The sequence below is a fragment of the Pseudomonas citronellolis genome (genome assembly GCF_900112375.1).
GTDB classification, from domain to species: domain Bacteria; phylum Pseudomonadota; class Gammaproteobacteria; order Pseudomonadales; family Pseudomonadaceae; genus Pseudomonas; species Pseudomonas citronellolis.
Window position 1 is genome coordinate 23,290 of record NZ_FOLS01000006.1, and the last position, 26,334, is coordinate 49,623.

The window sequence follows — 26,334 nt, forward strand, 5'->3', positions numbered from 1 at the left end:
GATGGAACTGACGATGAACGCGCAGGCGCCCACGGCCGGCAACGGCCCACTGCGCCGGCTGTCCAACCTGCTGTACCGCAAGCCGACGCTGTACCTTTCGCTGCTGCTGGTGCCGCCGTTGCTGTGGTTCGGCGCCATCTACCTGGGCTCGCTGCTGACCCTGATGTGGCAGGGCTTCTACACCTTCGACGACTTCACCATGACGGTGACGCCGGACCTGACCTGGGCCAACTTCGCCGCCCTGTTCACCCCGGCCAACTTCGACATCATCCAGCGCACCCTGGCAATGGCCATCGCCGTGTCCATCGCCAGCGGCGTGGTGGCCTTCCCCATCGCTTACTACATGGCGCGCTACACCAGCGGCAAGACCAAGGCCTTCTTCTACATCGCGGTGATGATGCCGATGTGGGCCAGCTACATCGTCAAGGCCTACGCCTGGACCCTGCTGCTGGCCAAGGGCGGCGTGGCCATGTGGTTCGTACACCACCTCGGCCTGCAATGGCTGCTGGACCTGCTGATGGACGTGCCCGGTGTGGGCGGCAACACCCTGTCCACCTCGAACCTGGGGCGCTTCCTGGTGTTCGTGTACATCTGGCTGCCGTTCATGATCCTGCCGATCCAGGCCTCCCTGGAGCGCCTGCCGCCGTCGCTGCTGCAAGCCTCGGCCGACCTTGGCGCGCATCCGCGGCAGACCTTCGCGCAGGTCATCCTGCCGCTGTCGATCCCGGGCATCGCCGCCGGCTCGATCTTCACCTTCAGCCTGACCCTCGGCGACTTCATCGTGCCGCAGCTGGTGGGCCCGCCGGGCTACTTCATCGGCAGCATGGTCTACGCCCAGCAGGGCGCGATCGGCAACATGCCGATGGCCGCCGCTTTCACCCTGGTGCCCATCGTGCTGATCGCCGTGTACCTGTCCATCGTCAAACGCCTGGGGGCCTTCGATGCACTCTGACTCTTCATCTCAAGAGAAGGCCTCCTTCGGCCTGAAAGCGGCCGCCTGGGGCGGGCTGGTGTTCCTGCACTTCCCGATCCTGATCATCTTCATGTACGCCTTCAACACCGAGGACGCCGCGTTCAGCTTCCCGCCGCAGGGCTTCACCCTGCACTGGTTCAGCGTCGCCTTCGGCCGCCAGGACGTGCTGGAGTCGATCACCCTGTCGCTGAAGATCGCCTGCATCGCCACCCTGATCGCCATGCTCCTGGGCACCCTGGCCGCGGCCGCGCTGTACCGCCGCGACTTCTTCGGCAAGGAGGGCATCTCGCTGATGCTGATCCTGCCGATCGCCCTGCCCGGCATCATCACCGGCATCGCGCTGCTGTCGGCGTTCAAGACGCTGGGGATAGAACCGGGCTTCCTGACCATCGTCATCGGCCACGCAACCTTCTGCGTGGTGATCGTCTACAACAACGTGATCGCCCGTTTCCGCCGCACCTCCCACAGCCTCATCGAAGCCTCGATGGACCTGGGCGCCGACGGCTGGCAGACCTTCCGCTACGTGATCCTGCCGAACCTCGGCTCGGCCCTGCTGGCCGGCGGCATGCTGGCCTTCGCGTTGTCCTTCGACGAGATCATCGTGACCACCTTCACCGCCGGCCACGAACGCACCCTGCCGATCTGGCTGCTCAACCAACTGACGCGCCCGCGCGACGTGCCGGTGACCAACGTGGTGGCCATGTTGGTGATGCTGGTGACCATGCTGCCGATCCTCGGCGCCTACTACCTGACCAAGGGTGGCGAGGGCGTGGCGGGGAGTGGGAAGTGACACCGTGCCGTGCGGCCCTCTCCCTAACCCTCTCCCTGAAGGGAGAGGGGACTTGATCGGAGCAGGAGGAAACCAAGGCCTCAGCCGGCACGTACGGCTCCCTCTCCCTTCGGAGCGGGGCGCGCAGCCAGGGCGGGGGGAGAGGGAAAAGCCCCCGCTCCAAAACAACAGACCCCCTCAGGACTGCCGAAACCGGCGGCCCCACAAGAAAGACCAACGATTACGCCACAAGCTCCTGACCAAGAGGACTTAAAGAATGCAAACCAAACTGCTGATCAACGGCCAACTGGTCGCTGGCGAAGGCGAGAAGCTCGCCGTGCTCAACCCCTCCCTGGGCACCACCCTGGTGGAGATCGCCGAGGCCACCCCGGCCCAGGTCGACGCCGCCGTGCAGGCCGCCGACGCCGCCTTCGACGCCTGGTCGCAGACCGCGCCGAAGGACCGCTCGCTGCTGCTGCTGAAACTGGCCGACGCCATCGACGCCCACGCCGAGGAACTGGCGCGTCTGGAATCCAACAACTGCGGCAAGCCCTACAGCGCCGCGCTGAACGACGAACTGCCGGCCATCGCCGACGTGTTCCGCTTCTTCGCCGGCGCCAGCCGCTGCCTGCAGGGTTCCGCCGCAGGCGAATACCTGCCCGGCCACACCTCGATGATCCGCCGCGACCCGATCGGCGTGGTGGCCTCCATCGCGCCCTGGAACTACCCGCTGATGATGGTCGCGTGGAAACTCGGCCCGGCCCTGGCCGCCGGCAACACCGTGGTGCTCAAGCCCTCCGAGCAGACGCCGCTGACCGCCCTGCGCCTGGCCGAACTGATGGCCGACATCTTCCCCGCCGGCGTGGTCAACCTGGTCTTCGGCCGCGGCCCGAGCGTCGGCGAGCCGCTGACCACCCACCCGAAGGTGCGCATGGTCTCGCTGACCGGCTCGGTCGCCACCGGCAGCCGCATCATCGCCGGCACCGCCGACACCGTGAAGCGCATGCACATGGAGCTGGGCGGCAAGGCCCCGGTGATCATCTTCGACGACGCCGACATCGACGCCGCCGTGGAAGGCATCCGCACCTTCGGCTTCTACAACGCCGGCCAGGACTGCACCGCCGCCTGCCGCATCTATGCGCAAAAGGGCATCTACGCCAAATTCGTGCAGAAACTGGGCGAAGCCGTCGCCAGCATCCGCTACGGCGAGCAGGACGACCCGGACACCGAACTGGGCCCGGTCATCACCGAGCAGCACCTGGAGCGCGTCATCGGCTTCGTCGAGCGTGCCCGCCAACTGCCGCACATCGAAGTGGTCACCGGTGGCAAGCGCGCCGACCGCCCCGGCTTCTTCTTCGAACCGACCGTGCTGGCCGGCGCCCGCCAGGACGACGAAGTGGTGCGCCGCGAGATCTTCGGCCCGGTGGTCTCGGTCACCGAGTTCGACGACGAAGCGCAGGCGCTGGCCTGGGCCAACGACTCCGACTACGGCCTGGCCAGCTCGGTATGGACCAGCGACATCGGCCGCGCCCACCGCCTGGCGGCCCGCCTGCAGTACGGCTGCACCTGGGTCAACACTCACTTCATGCTGACCACCGAGATGCCCCATGGCGGCATGAAGCTTTCCGGCTACGGCAAGGACATGTCCATGTACGGGCTGGAGGACTACACCGCCGTTCGTCATGTGATGTTCAAGCACTGAGGCAAGTCGCTGGGCCCCCGCGTTCGCGGGGGTGACGGGGTTAGCTAGCGCACGATCTCCCATCGTCATTCCCGCGAACGCGGGAACCCAGCGACTTCCCGGCACCCAGGGCCACCCGGCCCACAACCCGCGGGCGCGCCCGCAACGGAGGCAAGCATGCGTCACCTCGTCAGAGCGTTCTACCTGCTGTCGCTGTTCACCCTCGCCGGCCTGGCCCAGGCTGGCGAGACGCCGAAACAGATAGTCGACGCCTACATGGCCGCGTGGAACGCCCACGACGCCGAGAAGGCCGCCGGCTACCTGGCCAAGGACGCGGAGTACTTCGACGTCACCGTCGGCACCCCGCAGAAGGGCCGCGAGGCCGCGCGCGACAACGTGATCAAGGTCTTCGTCGGCGCCGTGCCGGACCTGAAGTGGAAGATGAACGGCAAGCCTATCGTCAGCAAGGACGGCATCGCCTTCCAGTGGACCTTCAGCGGCACCAACACCGGCGCCTGGGACGCGCAGACGCCGGCGACCAACAAGCCGCTGTCGTTCGACGGTGTGAGCTATGTGAAGGTCAAGGACGGAAAGATCGTTTACCAGGGGGATTACTACGACGCCCTTGGGTTGCATAAGCAGTTGGGGTGGTGAGGTTGGCCTGGGGCTGGAAGGTTTGCGCTGGCCCCACCAACCCTCTCCCCCCGCCCTCTCCCTGAAGGGAGAGGGAGCCTTACGGTGTGAAGCGCAACATCGATGCTCGCCGGCAAACACCACCCGTTTCCGCCAGCACGGACAGCCCCCTCTCCCTTCAGGGAGAGGGTTGGGGAGAGGGAGCGGAGTCAATCCATCACGCCAACATCGCAGGAATGCACGGTTCGCGAGCAAGCTCGCTCCTACGAAAATACGCAAAGCCCCCCCGCCATCAAACCTCGATGATCACCTTCAACGCCTTGTTTTGCGCCGCCTTGCCGAAGGTCTCGTAGGCCTGGAGGATGTCGCCCAGGGCGAAGCGGTGGGTGATCAGCTGTTCGGGCTGCAGCTTGCCGGCCTGCACGCTCTTGAGCAGCATCGGCGTGGTCACCGCGTCCACCAGGCGGGTGCGCAGGGTGATGTTGTGCGACCACAGGCGCTCCAGGTGCAACTCCACCGGCACCCCGTGCACGCCGAGCACGGCAATGTCGCCGCCGGGTGCGATCAGTTCCTCGCACAGGCTGAAGGTGCTCGGCACGCCCACCGCTTCCACCGCGCTGTCCACGCCCAGGCCGTCGGTCAGCGCCTTCACCTTCTCCAGCAACTGCGGGTCGCCGGCGTTGAAGCAGTCGGTGGCGCCGAAGCCCTTCGCCACTTCCAGGCGGTTGTCGTCCAGGTCGATCATGATGATCCGCGCCGGCGAGTAGAACTGCGCGGTGAGCAGCGCGGCCAGGCCCACCGGGCCGGCGCCGACGATGGCGACGTTGCCGCCGGGCTGCACGCGGCCGTTGAGCACGCCGCACTCGAAGCCCGTGGGAAGGATGTCGCTGAGCATCACCATGGCCTCTTCGTCCGCCTCGGCGGGCAGGTGGTACAGGCTGGTGTCGGCGTGGGGGATGCGCACCTTCTCGGCCTGGGTGCCGTCGATCAGGTGGCCAAGGATCCAGCCGCCGGTGCGGCAGTGCGAGGTCATGCCCTTGCGGCAGAAGTCGCACTTGCCGCAGGCGCTGATGCAGGAGATCAGCACGCGGTCGCCGGGCTTGAACTGGCTGACCGCCGCGCCGACCTGCTCGACCACCCCGACACCCTCGTGGCCGAGGATGCGTCCGGGCCTGCAGGCCGGCACGTCGCCCTTGATGATGTGCAGGTCGGTGCCGCAGAGGGTGGTGCGGACCAGGCGCACCACGGCGTCGCCGGGCGCCTGCAGTTCGGGGTCGGGGCGCTCTTCCAGGGCGATGTCGCCGACACCGCGGTAGACCAGGGCTTTCATGGCCGGGCTCCTTTCGGGGAATGGTCAGGACAGGCTAGTCCCGCCCCGGCGGCCAGGGCCTGATCCCGATCAAAGGCTCATTCGGCGGTGGGCAGCTCGGTGATATGGATTTCCGTCAGCAGCGGCTCGGGCTTGAGCTGGCTGCGCTTGAGCAGCGGGCAGAAGCGCGCCAGGCTGCCGATCAGCTCCCACTGGGTTTCCAGGTCGCCGGCCAGGTGGGCGATGTCGTTCAGGGCACGCTGGCCGACCTGCTGCAGGTGCGGGTCGGTGCTGCGGCCCAGCTCCAGGGAAAGCTGGCCGATCAGGGTGCTGAGGGCGGACATGTTGCGCGTCGCCAGGGCCAGGATGTTCGCCAGCAGGGCGATCTCCGACTCCGGCACGGCGGAGGGTGGGGTGCGTGCGTCCATGCGTCTACCAGTGGCAAGTGCGTCGTCCTGACGCGTTGCGGCGGAGCATAGCAGCAAAATGCCTGCATACGATCCATTTCACATTTTGTTGTACGAAAGTGCTGGCGCGCCGCCCGACGGACGGCGCGCCATGGCCTCAGGCTTCGCCCAGGGGCTTGCGCATTGGCGTGCCGCGATGGGCCGCGCGCAGGTACTGCGCCGGCCAGGGCACCTGCTGGCCGCCCAGCTCGTCGGCGGCGTTGAGCGGCCAGTAGGGCTCGCGCAGCAGTTCGCGGGCCAGCAGGATCAGGTCGGCCTGGCCGGTGCGCAGGATGTGCTCGGCCTGCACCGGCTCGGTGATCATGCCGACGGTGCTGCTGGCGATCTCGGCCTCCTTGCGCACCCGCTCGGCGAACTGCGTCTGGTAGCCCGGGCCCACCGGAATCTCGGCGTTCACCGCGGTGCCGCCGGAGGACACGTCGATCAGGTCGACGCCCAGGTCCTTCAGGCGCCGGGCCAGCTCCACCGTCTCGTCGGGGTTCCAGCCGTCCTCCACCCAGTCGGTGGCCGACAGGCGCACCAGCAGCGGCAGTTCCTCAGGCCACACCTCGCGCACCGCCTGGGTCACTTCCAGCAGGTAGCGGATGCGGTTCTCGAAGCAGCCGCCGTACTGGTCGCGGCGCTGGTTGGACAGCGGCGAGAGGAACTGGTGCAGCAGGTAGCCGTGGGCCGCGTGCACCTCCACCACCTTGAAGCCCGCCGCCAGGGCGCGCTCGGCAGAGCGGACGAAAGCCTGGGTGACTTCGGCCATCTGCGCCTCGGTCAGCGCCGTGGGCGTGGTGTGCTTGGGGTCGAAGGCAATGGCCGACGGCGCCAGCGGCACCCAGCCGCCCTCGGCCACCGGCATGCTCCCCGGCTTGCCCAGCCAGGGCGCATAGGTGCTGGCCTTGCGGCCGGCATGGGCCAGCTGGATGCCGGCCACAGCGCCCTGGGATTCGATGAAACGGGTGATGCGCCGCAGGGGCTCGACCTGTTCGTCCTTCCACAGGCCCAGGTCGCGGTCGGTGATGCGCCCTTCCGGAACCACCGCGGTGGCTTCCACCAGGACCAGGCCGGCGCCGCCCACGGCGCGGCTGCCCAGGTGCACCAGGTGCCAGTCGTTGGCCAGGCCGTCCTCGGCCGAGTACTGGCACATGGGGGAAACGCCGATGCGGTTGGGCAAGGTCAGTTGGCGCAGGGTCAGGGGCTCGAACAGCTGGCTCATGGCTACACTCCCTCAGGTTCTTTCAACGAATGATCGACACTTCAACTGTAGACCGGGTTGGCCGGCCGACACGTCAATCGTTCGTCCACGAACCCCTGGGCCCTAGGCCAACAGCTCTGTCTCCAGGCCGTAGCGGCGCTGCGCATCGCGACGCAGCACGCCGCTGGCATGCAGGCGCCGCAAGGTCTGGCGCACGCAGTTGGGCGAAATGGGCGCGGCTTCGTCCAGCAGGCGCTGGTGCAGCGCCGAAACGCTGTAGAAACCGCCGGAGCAGAGCACGTCCAGTACCTTCAGGCGCGGCAGGCTGCAACGCAGGCCGGCGCGTTCGAGCAGCTTGCGCGCCGGGCGCAGTTCACGGCGCAGCGCCAGCGGCAGGACCTCGGGCCGGCCGTCGGCGGCCGCGTCGGGGAAGCGAGGGTGGAGGGTCACGAAAGAGTCCTTTTCCGGGCCGCCATTGCGGCTTTCTCTAATGAAGACGAACGAGCGGGGCAAAACCGGCAACCGGAGCGATGAAATAATTTATTGCAAACCCACTGGCCGATTTCTCCGTCTCATCCGTCCTTATCCATAGAATCCCCGGCCAATGGCGGGGCCCCGGCGGCGTCGCCGCCTCCTCCACTGCGTGAAGCCTGAAGCCCCCATGTCCAAGAAATCCCGTGCCAGGAACTGGTTCCTGATCCACAGCTGGCTGGCCTTGCCCATCTGGTTCTTCGTCTTCCTGGTGTGCATCACCGGCACCCTGGCCACCGTCAGCCAGGAGATCGTCTGGCTGGCCAACCCGGCCATCCGCGCCAACGCGCCGCCCGGCGACGCCCAGCGCCTGGGCTACGACGCGCTGCTGGCCGCGGTCCGGCGCCAGCAGCCGCAGGCCCATGTGCAGGGCCTGCGCGTGCCGAGCGAAGAGCACTTCGCCGTGGAAGCCCAGGTCAGCTACCCGGAAGCGCGCAACGCCACCCTCTACGTCAACCCGTACAGCGGCGCCATCCAGGGCGAGGCGCCGCTGTTCGACTTCCGCAACTTCACCCGCGCCCTGCACGGCTGGTGGCTGGTGCCCTTCAGCCACGGCTACAGCTGGGGCTGGTACCTGGTGACGCTGCTGGGCCTGCCGATGCTGGCCTCGCTGGTCACCGGGCTGGTGGTCTACAAGCGCTTCTGGCGCGGCTTCCTCGCCCCGCGCCTGCGCCTGAACCAGGGCGCGCGCATCTTCTGGGGCGACTTCCACCGCCTGACCGGCATCTGGTCGATCTGGTTCATCGCGGTGATCGCCGTCAGCGGCACCTGGTTCCTGGTCCAGGCGGTGCTCTACGACAACGCCATTTCCATCTCCAGCGAGGGCGTGCCGGCCATCATCCAGCCCGAGCAGGTGCCGCCGGGCGTCGACGGCGGGCCGCCGCCGCGCATCGGCCTGGACCAGGCGGTGGTCGTCGCGCAGCGCGAGATTCCCGGCTTCGAGCCGCGCTACCTGACGCTGCCGGGCGATGCCTTCGCGCCCATCGGCCTGCTCGGCCACGGCTGGTTCCCGCTGCTGTTCGAGCGCGCCAAGGTCAACCCCTACGACGGCAGCCTGGCCGCCACCCGGCGCCTGGGCGACCGCAGCGGCCTGGAGTTCTTCAGCGAATCCATGCGTCCGCTGCACGTGGGTGACTTCGGCGGGCTGTGGGTGAAACTGATCTGGTTCGCCTTCGGCCTGCTGCTCAGCCTGATGGTGCTCAGCGGCCTGCAGATCTGGAGCAAGCGCACCCTGCTGGCCACCGCCAAGCAGTTGAAGAAGCAACGCGCCCCGCAGCGCACCGCGGCCCTCACGGAGTGAACACCATGCCCGCCCGTCAACCTTCGCGCCTGCGCCGCCAGTGGCTGCGCTGGCGCTTCCACCTCAGCGCCCTGCTGGTGCTGATCCCCCTCGGCTACCTGCCGGCGTTCCTCCACGACGCCCGCGTCGACCGCGGCCTCACCGGCCTGGGCGAACGCGAGGTCGGCGAACTGCAGGTCGGCCCCTGGCGCGCGCGCCTGGCCGAATGGGAAGTCGGCGATCCCGAGGACGAAGGCCGCGCCGGCCACCTCAAGGCCTTCACCCTGGCCTGGTGCCAGGGCTGCGAGCAGCGCATCCGCGCGGCCTACCTGCGCATCGGCCGGCCCTACAGCCTGAGCGCCCCCGGCGCGCTGCTCAGCGGCAGCCCGTACCAGCAGTTCAGCGAGGTGGCGGTGCCGCCACGCGCCCGCGCCGACGACCAGCTGTGGCTGACCGTCGAAGCCTGGGACGGCAGCGTGCACCAGGCCAGCCTGCCCCTCGCCGAGGCCTCCCCGTCGCTGGTGGCCTGGCTCGACCGCCAAGGAGCGTCCCGATGAAAGCCCTGCTTCCCCTCCTCCTGCTGGGCCTCGCCCCGCAGGCAATGGCCCACGCGCCCTTCCTCGAATGCAAGGCCCTGGACGCCGAGCGCATCCGCTGCCTGGGCGGCTTCAGCGACGGCAGCCAGGCGCAGGGCGTGAAGCTGCGGGTCCTCGGCCATGACGGCCAGACGCTGCTGGAAGAACGCCTGGGCGCCGACTCCAGCCTGACCTTCCAGCGCCCGGCGGTGCCCTACTTCGTGCTCTTCGACGTCGGCCCCGGCTACCGCGCCGAGGTCGACTCCCGCGACATCACCGGCCCCTGAGGCGGCCGGCTCAACCGCGGCGCAGCGCCCCGGGCGTGAGCCCCAGGTAGCGGCGCATCGCCGTGGTCAGGGCGCTCTGGCTGGAGAAGCCGCACTCTTCCGCCACCCGCACCAGCGCCAGGTCGGTTTCGCGCAGCAGGCGCGCGGCGGCGTCCAGGCGCTGCTTGAGCAGGTACTGGTGCGGCGTCAGGCCGACGCTGTCCTTGAACTGGGCGTGGAAATGGCTGGGGCTCAGGCAGGCCACCTGGGCCAGTTCGGCCACTGTGATGCGCCGCGCCAGGTGGCTGCGGATGTGCCCGTCCAGGCGCTGCATGTCCAGCGGGCCGGTGGGCGGCCGGGGCGTCTCGCCGAACAGGCGCAGGTGCAGGGCGCGCAGCAGTACGCCGCCCAGCGCCCTGGCCAGCAGCGGGTCGCTGCCGTAGCGCGCCAGTTCCGCGCCGGCGTAGCTGAGCAGGTTCTGGAAGTCGGCGTCCAGCGTCGGGTAGCGCGGCGCCTCGAACAGCCGTGCCAGCAGCTCGCGGTCCTCGTCCGCCACGCCTGGCGGCTGCAGGTCGAGGATCAGCATGCGGTTGTCGCCCGTGCCGGCGAAGGCATGCCGGGCATCGCCCGGCACCAGGCAGGCGCGCATGCGGCAGACCTCGCCGCCGCGCCCGTCGACCTCGAACTCGGCGCGGCCGGCCAGGGCCATCACCAGTTGGTGATGTTCGTGGTCGTGGGCGTGGGACTGCTCGGGCAGGCGAGCGAGGCGTGCGTGCAACATCGGCAGGAGGCGTGCGTGGCTTTCCCGCACTCTAGCGAAGTTGCGCGGCCCTGCCCAGCCGCGCCGGTCAGCCGGCGTGGCGCCCGGCGTAGTCGCGGGCGAACTGCGCGGCGATGCGCCCGGAGCGCGAGCCACGGTGGGTGGCCCAACGGATCGCCTCGGCGCGGCTGGCCTCGATGTCCTCCTCGCCCAAGCCGTGGGACTGCAGCCAGCGCGCCACCGCCTCCAGGTATTCGTCCTGGCTGAAGGCATAGAAGGAAATCCACAGGCCGAAACGTTCGGACAGCGAGACCTTCTCTTCCACCGCCTCGCCCGGGTGCAGCTCGCCGTTCTCGCCGCGGGAGAAGGCCAGGTTGTCGGCAGCGCGCTCGGCCAGCAGGTGGCGGCGGTTGGAGGTGGCGTAGATCAGCACGTTGCCGGCCTGCCCCGCCACCGAGCCGTCGAGCACCGTCTTCAGGCCCTTGTAGCCGGTCTCGCCGTCCTCGAAGGAGAGGTCGTCGCAGAACAGGATGAAGCGCTCCGGGCGCTGGCGGACCAGCTCGATGATCTGCGGCAGGTCGCCCAGGTGCTCCTTGTCCACCTCGATCAGGCGCAGGCCCTCGGCGTGGAAGGCGTGCAGGCAGGCCTTCACCAGCGAGCTCTTGCCGGTGCCGCGGGCGCCGGTGAGCAGCACGTTGTTGGCCGGGCGGCCCTGGACGAACTGGCGGGTGTTGCGCTCGATCAGCGCCTTCTGCCGCTCGACGTTGCGCAGGTCGTCGAAGGCGATCAGCGCCGGCTCGCGCACCGGCGTCAGCTGCGCCTGGGCCACCCCGGCGTGGGGGCGGTATTCCCAGAGGTAGGCGATCACTCCCGGCTGCAGCGCCTGGGCCGGCTGCGGCGGCAGGTTGCGCTGCAGCAGGTCGGCGATGCGGGTGAGCTGTTCGGTGAGCGGTTGCAGGGCACTGGCGAAATCGGACATGGGAAAAACCGGGCGCGAGGGGATTGGCGAGCATGCTAGTAACGGGCGAGACTGGCCGTCTAACGCAAAACGGGCGATGAAATGCGAGAAGCGGACATTCCCTCCATCCACGGCGACCAGCACGCCACCGGCCCGGTGACCGCCGTCGCCCTGGACTACGCCGACGGCCACCAGGTGCCCAGCCACAGCCACCAGCGCGCGCAACTGCTCTATGCGGTGCGCGGGGTGCTGGTGGTGGGCACTGCCGGCGGCCTCTGGGTGGTGCCGGACAACCGCGGCCTGTGGATTCCCGCCGGCGTCGAGCACTGGACGCGGATGGTCGGCGAAGTACGCGTGCGCACCCTCTACATCGAGCCGGACAGCGCGCCGCACCTGCCCACCGCATGCACGGTGCTGGCCATCTCGCCGCTGCTGCGCGAGCTGATCCTGGCCGCCGTCGGCATCGCCGGCGAGGTCCCGGCGGACAGCCGCGACGGCCGCGTGCTGCGCCTGCTGCTCGACGAGTTGACCAGCGAGCCGGCGCTGCCCCTGCACCTGCCGCTGCCCAACGAGCCGCGCCTGCGCCGGCTGTGCCGGGACATGGGCCTGGACGCCGGGCTCCAGGACTGGGCCGCGCGGGCCAAGGTCGACGCCAAGACGGTGCGCCGCTGGTTCCTGCGCGACACCGGGCTGACCTTCGGCCAGTGGCGCCAGCAGGCCCGGCTGCTGCGCGCCCTGGAGCTGCTGGGCAGCGGCGTCAGCGTGCTGGAGGCGGCGCTGGAGGTCGGCTACTCCACGCCCAGCGCCTTCAGCGCCATGTTCAGCCGCCAGTTCGGCCGCCCGCCCAGCGACTTCCTGCGCCCGCCGCGGGAAACCTCCGGCAACAGGCCGCGCTCGTCGGGGAATTGAAAGTCGCGGGCCGATTCCCCATCTAGACTGTCATGTTCAATCAGTCAGGTGCCTCATGAGCGACCAAGACGAGATTCACGATATCCACAGCGCCGAGGAGGTCACCGGGACCGGCCTGGTGCTGCCCGGCCAGAAGCTGCCGACCACCGTCTACGTCATCCCGATCCACAACCGCCCGTTCTTCCCCGCGCAGGTGCTGCCGGTGATCGTCAACGAAGAACCCTGGGCGGAAACCCTGGAGCTGGTGGCCAAGACCGACCACCACTGCCTGGCGCTGTTCTTCATGGACAACCCGCCGGACGACCCGCGCCACTTCGACCCGGACAGCCTGCCCGAGCACGGCACCCTGGTGCGCGTGCACCACGCCAGCCGCGAAGGCGGCAAGCTGCAGTTCGTCGCCCAGGGCCTGTCGCGGGTGCGCATCCGCGGCTGGATCAAGCGCCACCGCCCGCCGTTCCTGGTCGAGGTGGACTACCCGCACACGCCCAGCGACTCCAGCGACGAGGTCAAGGCCTACGGCATGGCGCTGATCAATGCGATCAAGGAGCTGCTGCCGCTCAACCCGCTGTACAGCGAGGAGCTGAAGAACTACCTGAACCGCTTCAACCCCAACGACCCCTCGCCGCTCACCGACTTCGCCGCGGCCCTGACCACCGCGCCCGGCAACGAGCTGCAGGAGGTGCTGGACACGGTGCCGATGCTCAAGCGCATGGAGAAGGTCCTGCCGCTGCTGCGCAAGGAGGTGGAAGTCGCGCGCCTGCAGAAGGAGCTGTCAGCCGAGGTCAACCGCAAGATCGGCGAGCGCCAGCGCGAGTTCTTCCTCAAGGAGCAGCTCAAGACCATCCAGCAGGAGCTGGGCATCACCAAGGACGACAGGAGCGCCGACGCCGACGAGTTCCGCGCCCGCCTGGAAGGCAAGATCCTCCCCGAGCAGGCGAAGAAGCGCATCGACGAGGAGCTGAACAAGCTGTCGATCCTGGAGACCGGCTCGCCGGAATACGCGGTCACCCGCAACTACCTGGACTGGGCCACCGCGGTGCCCTGGGGCGTGCTGGGCAAGGACAAGCTCAGCCTGCCCCATGCGCGCAAGGTGCTGGACAAGCACCACGCCGGCCTCGACGACGTCAAGGACCGCATCCTCGAATTCCTCGCCGTGGGCGCCTTCAAGGGCGAGATCGCCGGCTCCATCGTGCTGCTGGTGGGCCCGCCCGGGGTGGGCAAGACCAGCATCGGCAAGTCCATCGCCGAGAGCCTCGGCCGGCCGTTCTACCGCTTCAGCGTCGGCGGCATGCGCGACGAGGCGGAGATCAAGGGCCACCGCCGCACCTACATCGGCGCCCTGCCGGGCAAGCTGGTGCAGGCGCTGAAGGACGTCGAGGTGATGAACCCGGTGATCATGCTCGACGAGATCGACAAGCTCGGCGCCAGCTACCAGGGCGACCCGGCCTCGGCGCTGCTGGAGACGCTGGACCCGGAACAGAACGTGGAATTCCTCGACCACTACCTGGACCTGCGCCTGGACCTGTCCAAGGTGCTGTTCGTCTGCACGGCGAATACCCTGGACTCCATCCCCGGGCCGCTGCTCGACCGCATGGAGGTCATCCGCCTGTCCGGCTACATCGCCGAGGAGAAGCTGGCCATCGCCAAGCGCCACCTGTGGCCCAAGCAGCTGGAGAAGGCCGGGGTGCCGAAGGAGCGGCTGTCGATCAACGACGCCGCCCTGCGCGCGGTGATCGAGGGCTACGCCCGCGAGGCCGGGGTGCGGCAGCTGGAGAAACAGCTCGGCAAGCTGGTGCGCAAGGCCGTGGTCAAGCTGCTGGAAGACCCCGAGGCCAAGCTGAAGATCGGCGCCAAGGACCTGGAGAGCTACCTCGGCATGCCAGTGTTCCGCACCGAGCAGCTGCTCTCCGGCATCGGCGTCATCACCGGCCTGGCCTGGACCAGCATGGGCGGCGCCACCCTGCCCATCGAGGCGACGCGCATCCACACGCTGAACCGCGGCTTCAAGCTGACCGGGCAACTGGGTGACGTGATGAAGGAGTCGGCGGAAATCGCCTACAGCTACATCACCGCCAACCTGAAGAAGTACGGCGGCGACGCCAACTTCTTCGACCAGGCCTTCGTCCACCTGCACGTGCCCGAGGGCGCCACGCCCAAGGACGGCCCCAGCGCCGGCGTGACCATGGCCAGCGCGCTGCTGTCCCTGGCGCGCAACCAGGCGCCGAAGAAGGGCGTGGCGATGACCGGCGAGCTGACCCTCACCGGCCAGGTGCTGCCCATCGGCGGGGTGCGCGAAAAGGTGATCGCGGCGCGCCGGCAGAAGATCCACGAACTGATCCTGCCCGAAGCCAACCGCGGCGACTTCGAGGAATTGCCGGACTACCTCAAGGAAGACCTGACGGTGCACTTCGCCAAGCGCTACAGCGACGTGGCCAAGGTGCTGTTCCCGGCCTGAGGGCATAGGCATCCACCTGTAGGAGCAGGCCCTGCCTGCGAATCGCGCGCAGGGCGCGCTCCTACAGGTTGCCCCGAGGCACGGCATCCCCCCGTAGGAGCGGACCTTGTCCGCGATAGCCGGACGTCCCGGCGCGATTCGCGGATGAGATCCGCTCCTACGCCGCGCCACCTACACCATTCCCATGTAGGAGCGCGCCCTGCGCGCGAATCGCGGGCAGGGCCCGCTCCTACAGGTTGCCCGAAGGTATGGCATTCCCCCGTAGGAGCGGACCTTGTCCGCGATAGCCGGCCATCCCGACACGAGCTGCAGGCTGACACGGCTTCTCGTAGGAGCGAGCTTGCTCGCGAACAGACTCCGCTGCGGGGCATCAGGTTCGCGAGCAAGCTCGCTCCTACGAAGAGCATCTCACCCATGCCGCTCCTTGGGGACGTATGGCCCCACCGCGCCGGACCTTTGCGATATCCTCCCGCCTGTCCGGACCGTCCGAGGAGTCGTCATGCCGTCGCCCCGCCCCCTGCTCGCCCTGCCCCTGCTGTTGCTCGCCGCCTGCGCCAGCCAACCCAAGCCCGTGGTCAGCCTGGAAGACGACAAGCCCTGCAAGCCCCTGGAACTGCACCAGGGCCAGGAACTGGTGCTGATGCTGCCGAGCAACCCCACCACCGGTTTCCGCTGGGAAGTGCGCAACCCCGCCAGCCACGTGCTGGCCAGCCTGGGCCCGGAGGTCTACAACAACCCCGAGGACAGCGGCCTGGTCGGCAGCGCCGGCGAGTCCACCTGGCGCTTCCGCGTCACCGCCAGCGGCGAGGACCACCTGCAACTGGCCTACCGCCGCCCCTGGGAGGCCGACGTCGCCCCCGAGCGCACCTTCGACTGCGCACTCAAGGCGTACTGAGCGCGGCGCCAAATACCACCCGATCTGACGCCCGCGGCCTGGGGCGGCGGCGATGGCTGCGGCACAGTCGACGCACCCTGCTGCGGAGAACTGACAGATGCGCTGGCTGCTCCCCCTGGCCGTCCTCGCCGGCCTCGCCTACCTGCTCGGCATCGCCCTCGACCTGCCCTGGCTGCGCATGCTCTGCAAGCCGCTGCCGATCATCGCCCTGCTCGGCTGGGTGAGCCGCGAACCCGCCACAGCCTACCGCCGCTGGATAGCCCTGGGCCTGGCGCTGTCGCTGCTCGGCGACGTGCTGCTGGAATGGCCGCTGAATGCCTTCGTGCCCGGCCTGTGCGCCTTCCTCCTCGCTCACCTGGCCTACCTCGGCGCCTACCTGGGCGAGACGCGGCGCCCCGCGCCATTGGCCCTGGCCTGCGCCGCGGCGCTGGGCGGCGGCCTGTTCCTGCTGCTCGACCGCCAGGGCCTGGGCCCGCTGCGCCTGCCCATCGCGGCGTACAGCCTGGTGATCGCCTGCATGCTCTGGCGCGCCCTGGCCCGGCTGCCGCAGGCCTCGCCCAGCGCCCGCCTGGCCGCCGCCGGCGCGCTGCTGTTCGTGATCTCCGACGGCATGATCGGCATCAACCGCTTCGTCTCGCCCTTCGCCGGTTCCGGCTACGCCATCATGCTCAGCTACTGGCTCGGCCAACTGGGCATCGCCGCCTCGGTTAGTGCGCGCCATACGCCTCTGCCATACTCGCAGGCGAACCCCCTCGCCTGAGGACGCCATGCTGCGCTCCACCCTCACCGCCCTGTGCTGCGCGGCAGCCCTGGGCGCCACCGCCGAGCCGCTGCGCCTGGGCGGCGACGACTGGTGCCCCTACCTGTGCCCGCAGACGCCGGAGAAACCCGGCTACCTGCTCGAAGGCCTGGGCCAGGCCCTGCCCGAGCCGCCGCAGTTCGAGAACCTGCCCTGGTCGCGGGCCCTGCAGATGGCCCGCGAAGGCCTGATCGACGGGGTGATCGGCGCCTACGCGGAGGAAAGCCAGGGGCTGCTGATCGGCCGCGAGCCCATCGCCTGGGCCGACATGCATTTCTACACCCGCGCCGACAGCGACTGGCGCTACCGCGACCCGGCCTCCCTCGACGGGCTCGCCGTCGGCCTGGCGCAGGGCTATTCCTACGGCGAGCAACTGGACGCCTGGCGCGACCGCAACCTGGACGACCACGAGCGGGTGCAGGTCCTCAGCGGCGAGCGCGTGCTCGAACGCAACCTGCAGAAGCTGCTGCTCGGCCGCGTCGACGTGGTGGTCGAGGACCGCCGCATCGTCGACCGCTACCTCCAGCGCCAGGGCCTCGCCGGGCAGGTCCGCAGCGCCGGCGAGCTGCCCAGCCCGCGGCCGATGTACGTGGCCCTGAGCCCGCACCTGAAGGACGCCGACGCACGCCTGGCGCAGCTCGACGAGGGCCTGCGCAGGCTGCGCGAAGGCGACGCCTGGGCACCGCTGATGCGCGAGTACCTGGTCTCCGTCGACTGACACATTCGCCCTGTAGAAAAGTCCGGCAGGCGCTGCCGTCATCGTCTATAGATCAAATACCAGGGAGTATCGAATGGAGAGGTTTCATGCGTGCTGAAGTCCGTTTGCTGGGGATGCTTGGAACCTGTCTGATGCTTGGCGCGTGCGGCAGCCTGCTGCCCAGCGAGCGCGCCGAAGTGCAGTCCCCCTTCATCGACTACCAGGACGCCGAGCACCGCTACGAACAGGTGGTGCCGGGCCGGACCACGCGCTCGCAACTGCTCAGCCTGGGCTTCGACCCGCTGACCCAGGGCAACGCCAAGATGCTCTCGTTCATCGACGTGCGCCTGCTCTTCGTGCAGCCGAACATCCCTATCGACTACCTGCCCGACGGCCTGGTGACCTGCCTGCAGGCCAAGGACCGCTGCATCGGCTATTCCTTCGACTTCAACAAGACCGACAGCCAGCGCATCGGCAGCTTCTGGGCCGACATGTTCAACTTCCGCAAGCGCCGCCAGGTCCAGGGCTGGTCGTTCCGCCCGGTGTTCGTGCTGATCGACGACGTGGTGGTGCACAAGGTCAGCAACGGCGAGCCGAACATCCGCCGCGTGGAAGACAAGAAGAACCCCCTGGGCCCGCTGCAGGGCGCCGGCGAGTACTTCTCCGACAAGCTCAAGTGAGGCGCCGGGCTCGTCGCCCGGAGGTTGGGGCGCCGCGCCCCGCTCGGCTACAATGCGCACCCCGGCGTCCGAGACTGGCGCCGGCCGTCCGCACCACCGTACCGAGGCCCCACCGCGTGAGCGAGTCTGACCGCATCTTCGCCCAACCCCAGGAACACGTCGCCGACTTCACCTTCAACGAGGACGTGGCGCGCGTCTTCCCGGACATGATCAAGCGCTCGGTGCCGGGCTACCCGACCATCGTCGAGAACATCGGCGTGCTCGGCGCGCGCTTCGCCCAGCCAAACAGCCTGATCTACGACCTGGGCTGCTCGCTGGGCGCGGTGACCCAGGCGCTGCGCCGCCACGTCCGGGCCGACGGCTGCAAGGTGCTGGGCGTGGACAATTCCGCCGCCATGCTGGCGCGCTGCCGCGAGTACCTCAGCGCCCAGGACGCCATGTACCAGGAACTGCTGCCGGCGGACCTGCTGGAGGCCGACATCCTGGCCATGGACTTCCAGAGCTGCTCGCTGGTGGCCATGAACTTCACCCTGCAGTTCATCGAGCCGGGCAAGCGCCTGGAGTTGCTGCAGCGTATCCGCCAGGCCCTGCTGCCCGGCGGCGCGCTCATCCTCTCGGAGAAGCTGCGCTTCAGCGATGCCGCCGAGCAGGAACTGCTGAACGAACTGCACCTGGACTTCAAGCGCGCCAATGGCTACAGCGAGCTGGAGATCGCCCAGAAGCGCACCGCCATCGAGAACGTGATGCGCCCGGACACCCTGGACGAGCACCGCGAGCGCCTGGCCCGGGCCGGCTTCTCCAAGGTGGTGCCGTGGTTCCAGTGCCTGAACTTCGCCTCGCTGGTCGCCCTGCCATGATCGAACGCTTCGCCCTCGACGGCCTGCGCCGGGAACTGGCCGGCACGCCGCTGCAAGCCTGGAGCGAATCCCTCGCCGCGCAGCTCGCGGCCAAGGTGGCGGACGGCCACGGCGACCTGGAGCGCTGGCTGGCCTCCGTCGACCAGTTGCCCGGATTGCGCGCCGAAAACGTCGAACTGGCCCGCCGCTTCGCCCTGGAAGGCCCTTGCGACGACACCACCCGCACCGAGCTGAAGACCGCCCTGCAAGGGCTGATCCCCTGGCGCAAGGGCCCCTTCGACGTGTTCGGCGTGCACATCGACACCGAGTGGCGTTCGGACTGGAAATGGGAGCGCGTCTCGCCGCACCTGGACCTGGCCGGCAAGCGCATCCTCGACGTCGGCTGCGGCAACGGCTACTACCAGTGGCGCATGCTCGGCGCCGGCGCCCGCAGCGTGGTGGGGGTGGACCCGAACTGGCTGTTCTTCTGCCAGTTCCTGGCGATGAAGCGCTACCTGCCGGAGCTGCCCGCCTGGCACCTGCCGCTCACCCTGGAGGAGCTGCCGGAGAAGCTGGAAGGCTTCGACAGCGTGTTCTCCATGGGCGTGCTCTACCACCGCCGCTCGCCCATCGACCATCTCTACGCGCTCAAGGACTGCCTGCGCCGCGGCGGCGAACTGGTGCTGGAAACCCTGGTGGTGGAAGGCGACGTCACCACCGTGCTGGTGCCGGAGGAGCGCTACGCGCAGATGCGCAACGTCTGGTTCCTGCCCTCGGTGGCGGCCCTGGAGCTATGGCTGCGCCGCGCCGGCTTCACGGATGTGCGCTGCGTCGACCAGAGCCGCACCACGGTGGAGGAACAGCGTTCCACCCAGTGGATGCGCTACCAGTCGCTGCCGGAATTCCTCGACCCGCACGACCCCAGCCGCACCCTCGAAGGCCTGCCGGCGCCGCTGCGCGCCACCCTGGTGGCGCGCAAGCCATAGGCCTACACACGAATCGCGGGCAGGGGGAATGCCGTGGGTGGGGTTACGTAGGAGCGGATCTCATCCGCGAATCGCGCCGGAACCTCCGGCTATCGCGGACAAGGTCCGCTCCTACGGTACGGGCAGGCCCGGCTTCTCGTAGGAGCGAGCTTGCTCGCGAATAAGCCCCGCTGCGGAGTCTGTTCGCGAGCAAGCTCGCTCCTACGAAGAGCGCCCTGGCGCAGCCGACAAGACGGTTGCTCCCACGACTGGGTGTCCCAGGAAACGTAGGGCGTATAACCGTTCGCGGTTATACGCCGACACACCGCGGCCTCCACCAACGCCGAGGCCACGCCCGGAACCACCTTATGCTCAGCGCTTGGCAGCCGCCACGATCAGCGCCTTCATCTCCGCCACCGCCTGCTTGAAGCCGACGAACAGCGCGTGGGCCACCAGGGCGTGGCCGATGTTCAGTTCGTTGATCCCGGCGATCGCCGCCACCGCCTCGACGTTGTGGTAGTGCAACCCGTGGCCGGCGTTGACGATCAGCCCGTGGGACAGGCCAGCCTCCACGCCGTCGCGGATGCGCGCCAGTTCCAGCGCGGTTTCCGCCACGCCGTGGGCGTCGGCGTAGCGTCCGGTGTGCAGTTCGATGGCCGGCGCGCCGACGCGGGCGGAAGCCTCGATCTGCCGCGGGTCGGCGTCGATGAACAGCGACACCTCGCAGCCGGCGGCGGCCAGGCGCTGCACCGCGGCGTGGATGCGCGCCTCCTGGCCGGCCACGTCCAGGCCGCCTTCGGTGGTCAGTTCCTGGCGGGTTTCCGGGACCAGGCAGACGTGGGCCGGGCGGATCGCCTCGGCGAAGGCCAGCATCTCCTCGGTCACGCCCATCTCGAAGTTCATGCGCGTCTGCAGCACCTCGGCGAGCACGCGCACGTCGCGGTCCTGGATGTGCCGGCGGTCCTCGCGCAGGTGCACGGTGATGCCGTCGGCGCCGGCTTCCTCGGCGTCCAGCGCCGCTTTCACCGGGTCCGGGTAGCGGGTGCCGCGGGCCTGGCGCAGGGTCGCGACGTGGTCGATGTTGACGCCGAGGAGGATGCGGTTGGCTTCAGTCACGGGGAGGTTCCTTGCGATTCATGAAGAGTTCGCGGCTGACCAGCGGTCGGCCGCCGAGGTGCGGCGCCAGGGCCTGGCGCATCAGGCGCTTGGCCGCGGCCAGGGCGCCGGGGGCGCTCCAGTCGGCCTCCGCCATGGCCAGCAGGTCGGCGCCGTGGAACAGGCCCGGCTGGAAGCCGCCCACCGGCTCCAGGCCGGCGTCGGGCAGCAGGCGGTAGAGGCCGCCGGGGACGATATCTTGTCCGACAATATCGCGATCGAGGGCGAAACCATAGCCCAGCTCGTCCAGCAGCCGCCATTCGAAAGCACGCAGCAAGGGCTCCAGTGGGCGTCCGGCGGCCAGCGCCGGCAGGGTCGCGCGATAGTGCTCGAACAACTCGGGATGGGCGACTTCCGCCGGCAGCACGCGGATCAGCAATTCGTTCAGATACAAGCCGCTGAACAGCGCCTCGCCCGCCAGCAGGTTGGGGATGCCGGCGGCTTCCAGGCGGCTGACGTTCTTCAGCTCGCCGCGGCCGCGGAATTCCGCCTCCAGCGGCACGAACGGCCGCGCCAGCGCCCCGGACTTGCCACGCGCGCCGCGCAATACAGCGCGCAGGCGGCCTTCGGGGGTGAAGAAGTCCACCAGCGCGCTGGTTTCCTTGTACGGGCGGCTGTGCAGGATGAAGGTCGGCAGGGGAACGCTGACGAGGCTCATGCGCGGGTGCGGCCTTCAGGCGGCCCGTTGGAGCGGGCCGCGCGGGTGGGTGTCAGAGGTCGCCGTAGCCGAGCGAGCGCAGGGCGCGTTCGTCGTCGGACCAGCCGCCCTTCACCTTGACCCAGAGGTTGAGCATGACCTTGGAGTCGAACAGCACTTCCATGTCCTTGCGCGCGCTCTGGCCGATGCTTTTGATGCGCTCGCCCTTGTCGCCGATGATGATCTTCTTCTGCCCTTCGCGTTCCACCAGGATCAGCGCGTGGATGTGCAGCACGGCGCCCTCCTGCTTGAACTCCTCGATCTCCACGGTGATCTGGTAGGGCAGCTCGGCGCCGAGCTGGCGCATGATCTTCTCGCGCACCAGTTCGGCGGCGAGGAAGCGGCTGCTGCGGTCGGTGATCTGGTCTTCGGGGAAGAAGTGCTCGCTTTCCGGCAGGCGCTCGGCCACCAGTTTTTCCAGCAGGTCGAGGTTCTGCCCGTGCTGGGCGGAGATCGGCACCACTTCGGCCTTGGGCAGCAGCTCGGTGAGCCATTGCAGATGCGGCAGCAGCTCTGCCTTGTCTTCCAGGCGGTCGACCTTGTTCACCGCGATCAGCACCGGGCAGCTGACGTGCTGCACGCGGTCCAGGACCATCTGGTCCTCGTCGGTCCAGCGCAGGCGGTCGACGACGAAGATCACCACGTCGACGTCCTTCAGCGCGGCGCTGGCGGAGCGGTTCATGTAGCGGTTCAGCGCCTTGTCGTTGTCCTTGTGCAGGCCGGGGGTGTCGACGTACACCGCCTGCACCGCGCCTTCGGTCTTGATGCCGAGCAGGGTGTGGCGGGTGGTCTGCGGCTTGCGCGAGGTGATGGCCAGCTTCTGCCCGAGGATGTGGTTGAGCAGCGTCGACTTGCCCACGTTGGGGCGGCCGACGATGGCGACGTAGCCGCAGCGGCTGATGTCGTCGTGTTGTTCAGTCATGGCCATTCTCCACGCCCAGGGCCACCAGCGCGGCGGCGGCGGCCACCTGCTCGGCGATGCGGCGGCTGCCGCCGTGCCCGTGGGTCTTGTCGTTCAGCAGGGCCACTTCGCACTCGACGAAGAAGGTCCGGCAATGCGGTTCGCCCTGGATGTCCACCACGTCGTAGCGCGGCAGCTCGCAGGCGCGCGACTGCAGGAACTCCTGCAGGCGCGTCTTGGGGTCCTTGTTGGTGTCCACCGGGGTCAGCTCGCGCAGTTGCGGGCCGAGCCAGGCGAGGATGCGCTCGCGCGCGGAATCCATGCCGGTGTCCAGGTAGATGGCGCCGATCAGCGCTTCCATGGCGTCGGCGAGGATCGACTCGCGGCGGAAACCGCCGCTCTTGAGCTCACCCGAGCCCAGGCGCAGGTAGTCGCCCAGTTCGAAGCCACGGGCCAGCAGGGCCAGGGTCTCGCCCTTGACCAGCCGTGCGCGCAGGCGCGACAGCTGGCCCTCGCGGGCCTGCGGGAAGTGGCTGAACAGGGCTTCGCCGATGACGAAGTTGAGGATGGCGTCACCGAGGAACTCCAGGCGCTCGTTGTTGCGCCCGGCGAAGCTGCGATGGGTCAGGGCCAGGACCATCAGGTCCTGGTCCTTGAAGGTGTAGCCGAGCTTGCGCTCGAGTCGATCCAGGGTATTGCTCACGGCGTTCTTACACGGAATTCTTTGTCGAAGTGGACCACCAGGTCGAGGTTCTCGATCAGCGGCTCGCGTTTTTCATACTTCAGGTGCGCGCGGAACTCGTTGTTGTCCTGCTCCACGGTCAGCGCGTCCTCGAGCTTCAGGTCGCGGATGTTGTTGATGGTCAGCGCCTTGTCCACGTAAGAGTAGAACTCCGGGACGCTGCGCACATCCGCCGCCTTGTCGGTTTCCACCGATTTGATGGCCTTCTCGATGGCGTAGTAGTCGAGGTAGTGCGGAATGATCTTGAACGCGGTACTGGCCAGGAAGGCCACAATGGCCAGCACCACCAGCCAACCCAGCAACGACATCCCCTTCTGCGAACCTGCGTACTTCATGCTGACCTCATGTCGGTATGGTTCTCATCCCCCGCCACCGGCGGTTCCAAGTGCAAGCGGGGCAGACCCGCTCCCCGCGTGCCGCCCCGCCCTTCGTTCTAGCACCGACCGGCGGCCGGCGCTCGACGCATCTCACATTCAGTGAATCACGCCGACCCGCGAGAAGTTCGGCAGGTTGCGCAGTTTCGGGTCCGGCCAGCTCATCCACACGGCGAAGGCCTTGCCGACGATGTTGCGGTCCGGAACCATGCCCAGCAGCTCCTTCGGAATCTTCGGATCGTTCCAGTAGCGGCTGTCGTTGGAGTTGTCGCGGTTGTCGCCCATCATGAAGTAGTGCTCGGCGGGTACCGTCCACTCCTTGCCGGGCTCCACGCGGTAGCGCGTCATTTCCTTGCGGATCAGGTGCTCGGCCTCGCCCAGCTTCTCCTGGTAGAGGGTCACGCTGCCCAGGCTGCCCGGCTCCTCGCCGATCAGTTGCTCGGCCACCAGCTGGTCGTTGACGTACAGGCGCTTGTCGCTGGTGTAGCGCACGCGGTCACCCGGCACGCCGACCACGCGCTTGATGTAGTTGATGTTCGGGTCGCTGGGGTAGCGGAACACCATGACGTCGCCGCGCTGCGGGTCGCCGACCGGGATCACCTTGGCGTCCAGCACCGGCAGGCGGATGCCGTAGGCGAACTTGTTGACCAGGATGAAGTCGCCGACCTCGAGGGTGGGCTTCATCGAGCCGGAGGGGATCTGGAACGGCTCGACCAGGAAGGATCGCAGCACCAGCACGATGAACAGCACCGGGAAGAAGGACTTGCCGTACTCGATCAGCACGGGTTCCTTGTTCAGCTTGTCCAGCACTTCCGGATCGGGCTCGGTGACCGAGCCCTGGTAGGCGGAAATGGCGGCCCGGCGGCGCGGTGCGAAGAGCACCAGGTCGACCAGGGCCAGGGCGCCGCACAAGGCGACGGCGATCACCAGCAACAGCGGGAAATTCAGCGTCATAGAATCTAACTGTCCACTTTGAGCACGGCGAGGAAGGCTTCCTGGGGAATCTCCACGCTACCGACCTGCTTCATCCTTTTCTTACCGGCCTTCTGCTTCTCCAGCAGCTTGCGCTTACGGCTCACGTCACCACCGTAGCACTTGGCCAGCACGTTCTTCCTGAGCGCCTTGACCGTCGAACGGGCGATGATCTGCCCGCCGATGGCCGCCTGAATCGCGACGTCGAACATCTGACGCGGGATCAGTTCCTTCATCTTCTCCACCAGTTGGCGCCCCTTGTAGGGAGCGTTGTCGCGGTGGACGATCAGGGCGAGGGCGTCCACCTTCTCGCCGTTGATCAGCACGTCGAGACGGACCAGGTTGGCCGGCTCGAAGCGGTCGAAGCTATAGTCCAGCGAGGCGTAGCCGCGGCTGGTCGACTTCAGACGGTCGAAGAAGTCCAGCACCACTTCGTTCATCGGCAGGTCGTAGATCACCTGGACCTGGCCGCTGAGGAAGTGCATGTCACGCTGCACACCGCGTTTCTCGATGCACAGGGTGATGACGTTGCCCAGGTGCTCCTGAGGCACAAGGATGGTGGCCCGGCAGATGGGCTCGCGCATCTCGTCGATGGACGAAAGGTCGGGCAGCTTGGACGGGTTGTCGACATAGAGGATGTCGCCGTTCTTCTGCACGATCTCGAAGATTACGGTGGGCGCCGTGGTGATCAGGTCCAGGTCGTATTCGCGCTCCAGGCGCTCCTGGATGATCTCCATGTGCAACATGCCGAGGAAGCCGATGCGGAAGCCGAAGCCCAGGGCCTCGGAGCTTTCCGGCTCGTACTGCAGGGCGGCGTCGTTCAGCGTCAGCTTCTGCAGGGCTTCGCGGAAGTCCTCGAAGTCGTCGGAGCTGACCGGGAACAGGCCGGCGTAGACCTGCGGCTTGATACGCTTGAAGCCGGGCAGCACGGCCACGTCGGGGGTGGTGCTGAGGGTCAGGGTGTCACCCACGGGCGCGCCGTGGATGTCCTTGATGCCGGCGATGATGAAGCCCACTTCGCCGGCCTTGAGGTCCGGCGTCTCGGTGTGCTTCGGCGAGAACACGCCGACGCTGTCCACCTGGTGCAGCTTGCCGGTGGACTTCACCAGGATCTTGTCGCCCTTCTTGACGCGGCCGTGCTTGACGCGCACCAGCGAGACCACGCCCAGGTAGTTGTCGAACCAGGAGTCGATGATCAGCGCCTGCAGCGGCGCCTCGATCTCGCCCTCGGGCGCCGGGATGGTCTGCACCAGGCGCTCGAGCACCTCGTCCACGCCCATGCCGCTCTTCGCCGAGCAGGCCACGGCGTCGGTGGCGTCGATGCCGATGATGCTCTCGATCTCGTCCTTCACCCGGTCCGGGTCGGCCTGCGGCAGGTCCATCTTGTTCAGCACGGGCATGACTTCCAGGCCCTGCTCGATGGCGGTGTAGCAGTTGGCCACCGACTGCGCCTCGACGCCCTGGCCGGCGTCCACCACCAGCAGCGCGCCTTCGCAGGCGGCCAGGGAGCGGCTGACTTCGTAGGTGAAGTCGACGTGGCCGGGGGTGTCGATGAAGTTCAGCTGGTAGGTCTTACCGTCCTTCGCCTTGTAGTGCAGGGTGACGCTGTGGGCCTTGATGGTGATGCCCCGCTCGCGCTCCAGGTCCATGGAGTCGAGGACCTGCGCTTCCATCTCGCGGTCGGACAGACCACCGCACATCTGGATGAAGCGGTCGGCCAGGGTCGACTTGCCATGGTCGATGTGGGCGATGATGGAGAAGTTGCGGATATGACTCAGGTCACTCACGGCTTGACACACTCGGAAGGCTGAAGGCGGCGATCCGCCGAAAAATAGCCGGGGAGTTTACCTGAATCCGCAGCCAGGCGTCACCC

28 protein-coding genes are annotated in these 26,334 nt (G+C 68.2%); 15 read left to right on the forward strand and 13 right to left on the reverse strand.

From position 1 onward, the window contains the following. The first annotated feature begins 1 nt into the window (after window position 1). From BM060_RS07390 to BM060_RS07405, 4 genes are all read left to right on the forward strand, one after another. Window positions 2–952: an ABC transporter permease gene (locus BM060_RS07390; RefSeq protein ID WP_074978793.1), complete on the forward strand. Its 951-nt coding sequence runs from the start codon at window positions 2–4 to the stop codon at window positions 950–952. Then, window positions 942–1,763 carry an ABC transporter permease gene (locus BM060_RS07395; RefSeq protein WP_074978796.1) on the forward strand — a complete coding sequence of 274 codons (822 nt, stop codon included), beginning with the start codon at window positions 942–944 and terminating at the stop codon, window positions 1,761–1,763. Before BM060_RS07390 ends, BM060_RS07395 begins: the two co-directional genes overlap by 11 nt. Before the next feature lie 256 nt (window positions 1,764–2,019). After that, window positions 2,020–3,444, forward strand: coding sequence for a gamma-aminobutyraldehyde dehydrogenase (locus BM060_RS07400; RefSeq protein WP_074978799.1), 1,425 nt, complete (start codon window positions 2,020–2,022; stop codon window positions 3,442–3,444). 156 nt (window positions 3,445–3,600) lie between these two features. Then, window positions 3,601–4,077 carry an ester cyclase gene (locus BM060_RS07405; protein WP_074978801.1) on the forward strand — a complete coding sequence of 159 codons (477 nt, stop codon included), beginning with the start codon at window positions 3,601–3,603 and terminating at the stop codon, window positions 4,075–4,077. A gap of 271 nt (window positions 4,078–4,348) precedes the next feature. On the opposite strand, the gene BM060_RS07410 is transcribed toward BM060_RS07405, so the two are convergent. The 4 genes from BM060_RS07410 to BM060_RS07425 all read right to left on the reverse strand — a co-directional run bounded on the left by BM060_RS07410 (window position 4,349) and on the right by BM060_RS07425 (window position 7,465). Continuing rightward, window positions 4,349–5,386, reverse strand: coding sequence for a zinc-dependent alcohol dehydrogenase family protein (locus BM060_RS07410; RefSeq protein WP_074978803.1), 1,038 nt, complete (start codon window positions 5,384–5,386; stop codon window positions 4,349–4,351). 77 nt (window positions 5,387–5,463) lie between these two features. Further along, window positions 5,464–5,793 carry a hypothetical protein gene (locus tag BM060_RS07415; RefSeq protein ID WP_074978806.1) on the reverse strand — a complete coding sequence of 110 codons (330 nt, stop codon included), beginning with the start codon at window positions 5,791–5,793 and terminating at the stop codon, window positions 5,464–5,466. A 136-nt stretch (window positions 5,794–5,929) separates the two neighbouring features. Beyond that, the gene (locus tag BM060_RS07420) at window positions 5,930–7,036 is read right to left on the reverse strand and encodes an NADH:flavin oxidoreductase/NADH oxidase (RefSeq protein WP_074978808.1); all 1,107 of its coding nucleotides are present in this window, start codon (window positions 7,034–7,036) and stop codon (window positions 5,930–5,932) included. A gap of 102 nt (window positions 7,037–7,138) precedes the next feature. Beyond that, entirely contained in the window at window positions 7,139–7,465 is a 327-nt protein-coding gene (locus BM060_RS07425; protein ID WP_237143061.1) for a ferric uptake regulator family protein, read from the reverse strand. Window positions 7,466–7,676: 211 nt separating this feature from the next. Here BM060_RS07425 and BM060_RS07430 point away from each other — a divergent pair, with 211 nt between their 5' ends. From BM060_RS07430 to BM060_RS07440, 3 genes are read left to right on the forward strand one after another with little or no spacing between them, the layout of a single operon-like run. After that, entirely contained in the window at window positions 7,677–8,846 is a 1,170-nt protein-coding gene (locus BM060_RS07430; RefSeq protein ID WP_074978810.1) for a PepSY-associated TM helix domain-containing protein, read from the forward strand. A gap of 5 nt (window positions 8,847–8,851) precedes the next feature. Continuing rightward, the gene (locus BM060_RS07435) at window positions 8,852–9,382 is read left to right on the forward strand and encodes a PA2404 family protein (protein ID WP_074978811.1); all 531 of its coding nucleotides are present in this window, start codon (window positions 8,852–8,854) and stop codon (window positions 9,380–9,382) included. Beyond that, a complete protein-coding gene (locus tag BM060_RS07440; RefSeq protein ID WP_009616481.1) occupies window positions 9,379–9,687 on the forward strand; it encodes a hypothetical protein in 309 nt (102 codons plus the stop codon). Before BM060_RS07435 ends, BM060_RS07440 begins: the two co-directional genes overlap by 4 nt. A gap of 10 nt (window positions 9,688–9,697) precedes the next feature. On the opposite strand, the gene BM060_RS07445 is transcribed toward BM060_RS07440, so the two are convergent. Both BM060_RS07445 and BM060_RS07450 read right to left on the reverse strand, forming a co-directional pair. Continuing rightward, window positions 9,698–10,447: an AraC family transcriptional regulator gene (locus BM060_RS07445; protein ID WP_074978812.1), complete on the reverse strand. Its 750-nt coding sequence runs from the start codon at window positions 10,445–10,447 to the stop codon at window positions 9,698–9,700. A 67-nt stretch (window positions 10,448–10,514) separates the two neighbouring features. Then, window positions 10,515–11,405: an ATP-binding protein gene (locus tag BM060_RS07450; RefSeq protein ID WP_074978813.1), complete on the reverse strand. Its 891-nt coding sequence runs from the start codon at window positions 11,403–11,405 to the stop codon at window positions 10,515–10,517. A gap of 81 nt (window positions 11,406–11,486) precedes the next feature. On the opposite strand from BM060_RS07450, the gene BM060_RS07455 reads away from it, so the two are divergent. The 8 genes from BM060_RS07455 to cmoB all read left to right on the forward strand — a co-directional run bounded on the left by BM060_RS07455 (window position 11,487) and on the right by cmoB (window position 19,641). Further along, window positions 11,487–12,293, forward strand: a complete 807-nt coding sequence (locus BM060_RS07455) for an AraC family transcriptional regulator (protein WP_074978814.1) — start codon at window positions 11,487–11,489, stop codon at window positions 12,291–12,293. Window positions 12,294–12,348: 55 nt separating this feature from the next. Continuing rightward, complete coding sequence (gene lon / locus BM060_RS07460) at window positions 12,349–14,748, forward strand: endopeptidase La (RefSeq protein ID WP_074978815.1); 2,400 nt, start codon at window positions 12,349–12,351, stop codon at window positions 14,746–14,748. Between the two features lie 499 nt (window positions 14,749–15,247). Then, on the forward strand, window positions 15,248–15,643 hold the full coding sequence (locus tag BM060_RS07465; protein ID WP_043271366.1) for a protease inhibitor I42 family protein: 396 nt from the start codon (window positions 15,248–15,250) through the stop codon (window positions 15,641–15,643). Between the two features lie 97 nt (window positions 15,644–15,740). Beyond that, entirely contained in the window at window positions 15,741–16,403 is a 663-nt protein-coding gene (locus BM060_RS07470) for a lysoplasmalogenase (RefSeq protein WP_074978816.1), read from the forward strand. Window positions 16,404–16,410: 7 nt separating this feature from the next. Next, window positions 16,411–17,160: a substrate-binding periplasmic protein gene (locus BM060_RS07475; protein ID WP_074978817.1), complete on the forward strand. Its 750-nt coding sequence runs from the start codon at window positions 16,411–16,413 to the stop codon at window positions 17,158–17,160. A gap of 86 nt (window positions 17,161–17,246) precedes the next feature. Next, a complete protein-coding gene (locus BM060_RS07480) occupies window positions 17,247–17,819 on the forward strand; it encodes a hypothetical protein (protein WP_009616464.1) in 573 nt (190 codons plus the stop codon). Between the two features lie 116 nt (window positions 17,820–17,935). After that, the gene (cmoA, locus tag BM060_RS07485) at window positions 17,936–18,676 is read left to right on the forward strand and encodes a carboxy-S-adenosyl-L-methionine synthase CmoA (protein ID WP_074978818.1); all 741 of its coding nucleotides are present in this window, start codon (window positions 17,936–17,938) and stop codon (window positions 18,674–18,676) included. Beyond that, window positions 18,673–19,641 carry a tRNA 5-methoxyuridine(34)/uridine 5-oxyacetic acid(34) synthase CmoB gene (cmoB, locus tag BM060_RS07490; protein ID WP_074978820.1) on the forward strand — a complete coding sequence of 323 codons (969 nt, stop codon included), beginning with the start codon at window positions 18,673–18,675 and terminating at the stop codon, window positions 19,639–19,641. Before cmoA ends, cmoB begins: the two co-directional genes overlap by 4 nt. A 351-nt stretch (window positions 19,642–19,992) precedes the next feature. Here the strand turns inward: cmoB and pdxJ are convergent, their stop codons facing one another. The 7 genes from pdxJ to lepA form a co-directional block, all read right to left on the reverse strand. Then, window positions 19,993–20,736, reverse strand: coding sequence for a pyridoxine 5'-phosphate synthase (pdxJ, locus tag BM060_RS07495; protein ID WP_043271374.1), 744 nt, complete (start codon window positions 20,734–20,736; stop codon window positions 19,993–19,995). After that, window positions 20,729–21,433: a DNA repair protein RecO gene (gene recO / locus BM060_RS07500; protein ID WP_074978824.1), complete on the reverse strand. Its 705-nt coding sequence runs from the start codon at window positions 21,431–21,433 to the stop codon at window positions 20,729–20,731. The genes pdxJ and recO overlap by 8 nt, the downstream gene beginning before the upstream one ends. Window positions 21,434–21,485: 52 nt before the next feature. Beyond that, window positions 21,486–22,394 carry a GTPase Era gene (gene era, locus BM060_RS07505; RefSeq protein ID WP_074978826.1) on the reverse strand — a complete coding sequence of 303 codons (909 nt, stop codon included), beginning with the start codon at window positions 22,392–22,394 and terminating at the stop codon, window positions 21,486–21,488. Then, the gene (rnc, locus tag BM060_RS07510) at window positions 22,387–23,076 is read right to left on the reverse strand and encodes a ribonuclease III (RefSeq protein WP_009616452.1); all 690 of its coding nucleotides are present in this window, start codon (window positions 23,074–23,076) and stop codon (window positions 22,387–22,389) included. The genes era and rnc overlap by 8 nt, the downstream gene beginning before the upstream one ends. Beyond that, on the reverse strand, window positions 23,073–23,450 hold the full coding sequence (locus BM060_RS07515; protein WP_009616451.1) for a DUF4845 domain-containing protein: 378 nt from the start codon (window positions 23,448–23,450) through the stop codon (window positions 23,073–23,075). Before BM060_RS07515 ends, rnc begins: the two co-directional genes overlap by 4 nt. 138 nt (window positions 23,451–23,588) lie before the next feature. Further along, window positions 23,589–24,443 carry a signal peptidase I gene (lepB, locus tag BM060_RS07520; protein WP_074978827.1) on the reverse strand — a complete coding sequence of 285 codons (855 nt, stop codon included), beginning with the start codon at window positions 24,441–24,443 and terminating at the stop codon, window positions 23,589–23,591. 5 nt (window positions 24,444–24,448) lie between these two features. After that, the gene (gene lepA / locus BM060_RS07525) at window positions 24,449–26,248 is read right to left on the reverse strand and encodes a translation elongation factor 4 (protein WP_074978829.1); all 1,800 of its coding nucleotides are present in this window, start codon (window positions 26,246–26,248) and stop codon (window positions 24,449–24,451) included. Window positions 26,249–26,334: the final 86 nt, after the last annotated feature.

Coding starts and splice junctions, on each gene's coding strand:
- BM060_RS07390 (WP_074978793.1), top strand. CDS start 2: ATGGAACTGACGATGAACGCGCAGGCGCCCACGGCCGGCAACGGCCCA.
- BM060_RS07395 (WP_074978796.1), top strand. CDS start 942: ATGCACTCTGACTCTTCATCTCAAGAGAAGGCCTCCTTCGGCCTGAAA.
- BM060_RS07400 (WP_074978799.1), top strand. CDS start 2,020: ATGCAAACCAAACTGCTGATCAACGGCCAACTGGTCGCTGGCGAAGGC.
- BM060_RS07405 (WP_074978801.1), top strand. CDS start 3,601: ATGCGTCACCTCGTCAGAGCGTTCTACCTGCTGTCGCTGTTCACCCTC.
- BM060_RS07410 (WP_074978803.1), bottom strand. CDS start 5,386: ATGAAAGCCCTGGTCTACCGCGGTGTCGGCGACATCGCCCTGGAAGAG.
- BM060_RS07415 (WP_074978806.1), bottom strand. CDS start 5,793: ATGGACGCACGCACCCCACCCTCCGCCGTGCCGGAGTCGGAGATCGCC.
- BM060_RS07420 (WP_074978808.1), bottom strand. CDS start 7,036: ATGAGCCAGCTGTTCGAGCCCCTGACCCTGCGCCAACTGACCTTGCCC.
- BM060_RS07430 (WP_074978810.1), top strand. CDS start 7,677: ATGTCCAAGAAATCCCGTGCCAGGAACTGGTTCCTGATCCACAGCTGG.
- BM060_RS07435 (WP_074978811.1), top strand. CDS start 8,852: ATGCCCGCCCGTCAACCTTCGCGCCTGCGCCGCCAGTGGCTGCGCTGG.
- BM060_RS07440 (WP_009616481.1), top strand. CDS start 9,379: ATGAAAGCCCTGCTTCCCCTCCTCCTGCTGGGCCTCGCCCCGCAGGCA.
- BM060_RS07445 (WP_074978812.1), bottom strand. CDS start 10,447: ATGTTGCACGCACGCCTCGCTCGCCTGCCCGAGCAGTCCCACGCCCAC.
- BM060_RS07450 (WP_074978813.1), bottom strand. CDS start 11,405: ATGTCCGATTTCGCCAGTGCCCTGCAACCGCTCACCGAACAGCTCACC.
- BM060_RS07455 (WP_074978814.1), top strand. CDS start 11,487: ATGCGAGAAGCGGACATTCCCTCCATCCACGGCGACCAGCACGCCACC.
- lon (WP_074978815.1), top strand. CDS start 12,349: ATGAGCGACCAAGACGAGATTCACGATATCCACAGCGCCGAGGAGGTC.
- BM060_RS07465 (WP_043271366.1), top strand. CDS start 15,248: ATGCCGTCGCCCCGCCCCCTGCTCGCCCTGCCCCTGCTGTTGCTCGCC.
- BM060_RS07470 (WP_074978816.1), top strand. CDS start 15,741: ATGCGCTGGCTGCTCCCCCTGGCCGTCCTCGCCGGCCTCGCCTACCTG.
- BM060_RS07475 (WP_074978817.1), top strand. CDS start 16,411: ATGCTGCGCTCCACCCTCACCGCCCTGTGCTGCGCGGCAGCCCTGGGC.
- BM060_RS07480 (WP_009616464.1), top strand. CDS start 17,247: ATGCGTGCTGAAGTCCGTTTGCTGGGGATGCTTGGAACCTGTCTGATG.
- cmoB (WP_074978820.1), top strand. CDS start 18,673: ATGATCGAACGCTTCGCCCTCGACGGCCTGCGCCGGGAACTGGCCGGC.
- recO (WP_074978824.1), bottom strand. CDS start 21,433: ATGAGCCTCGTCAGCGTTCCCCTGCCGACCTTCATCCTGCACAGCCGC.
- era (WP_074978826.1), bottom strand. CDS start 22,394: ATGACTGAACAACACGACGACATCAGCCGCTGCGGCTACGTCGCCATC.
- BM060_RS07515 (WP_009616451.1), bottom strand. CDS start 23,450: ATGAAGTACGCAGGTTCGCAGAAGGGGATGTCGTTGCTGGGTTGGCTG.
- lepB (WP_074978827.1), bottom strand. CDS start 24,443: ATGACGCTGAATTTCCCGCTGTTGCTGGTGATCGCCGTCGCCTTGTGC.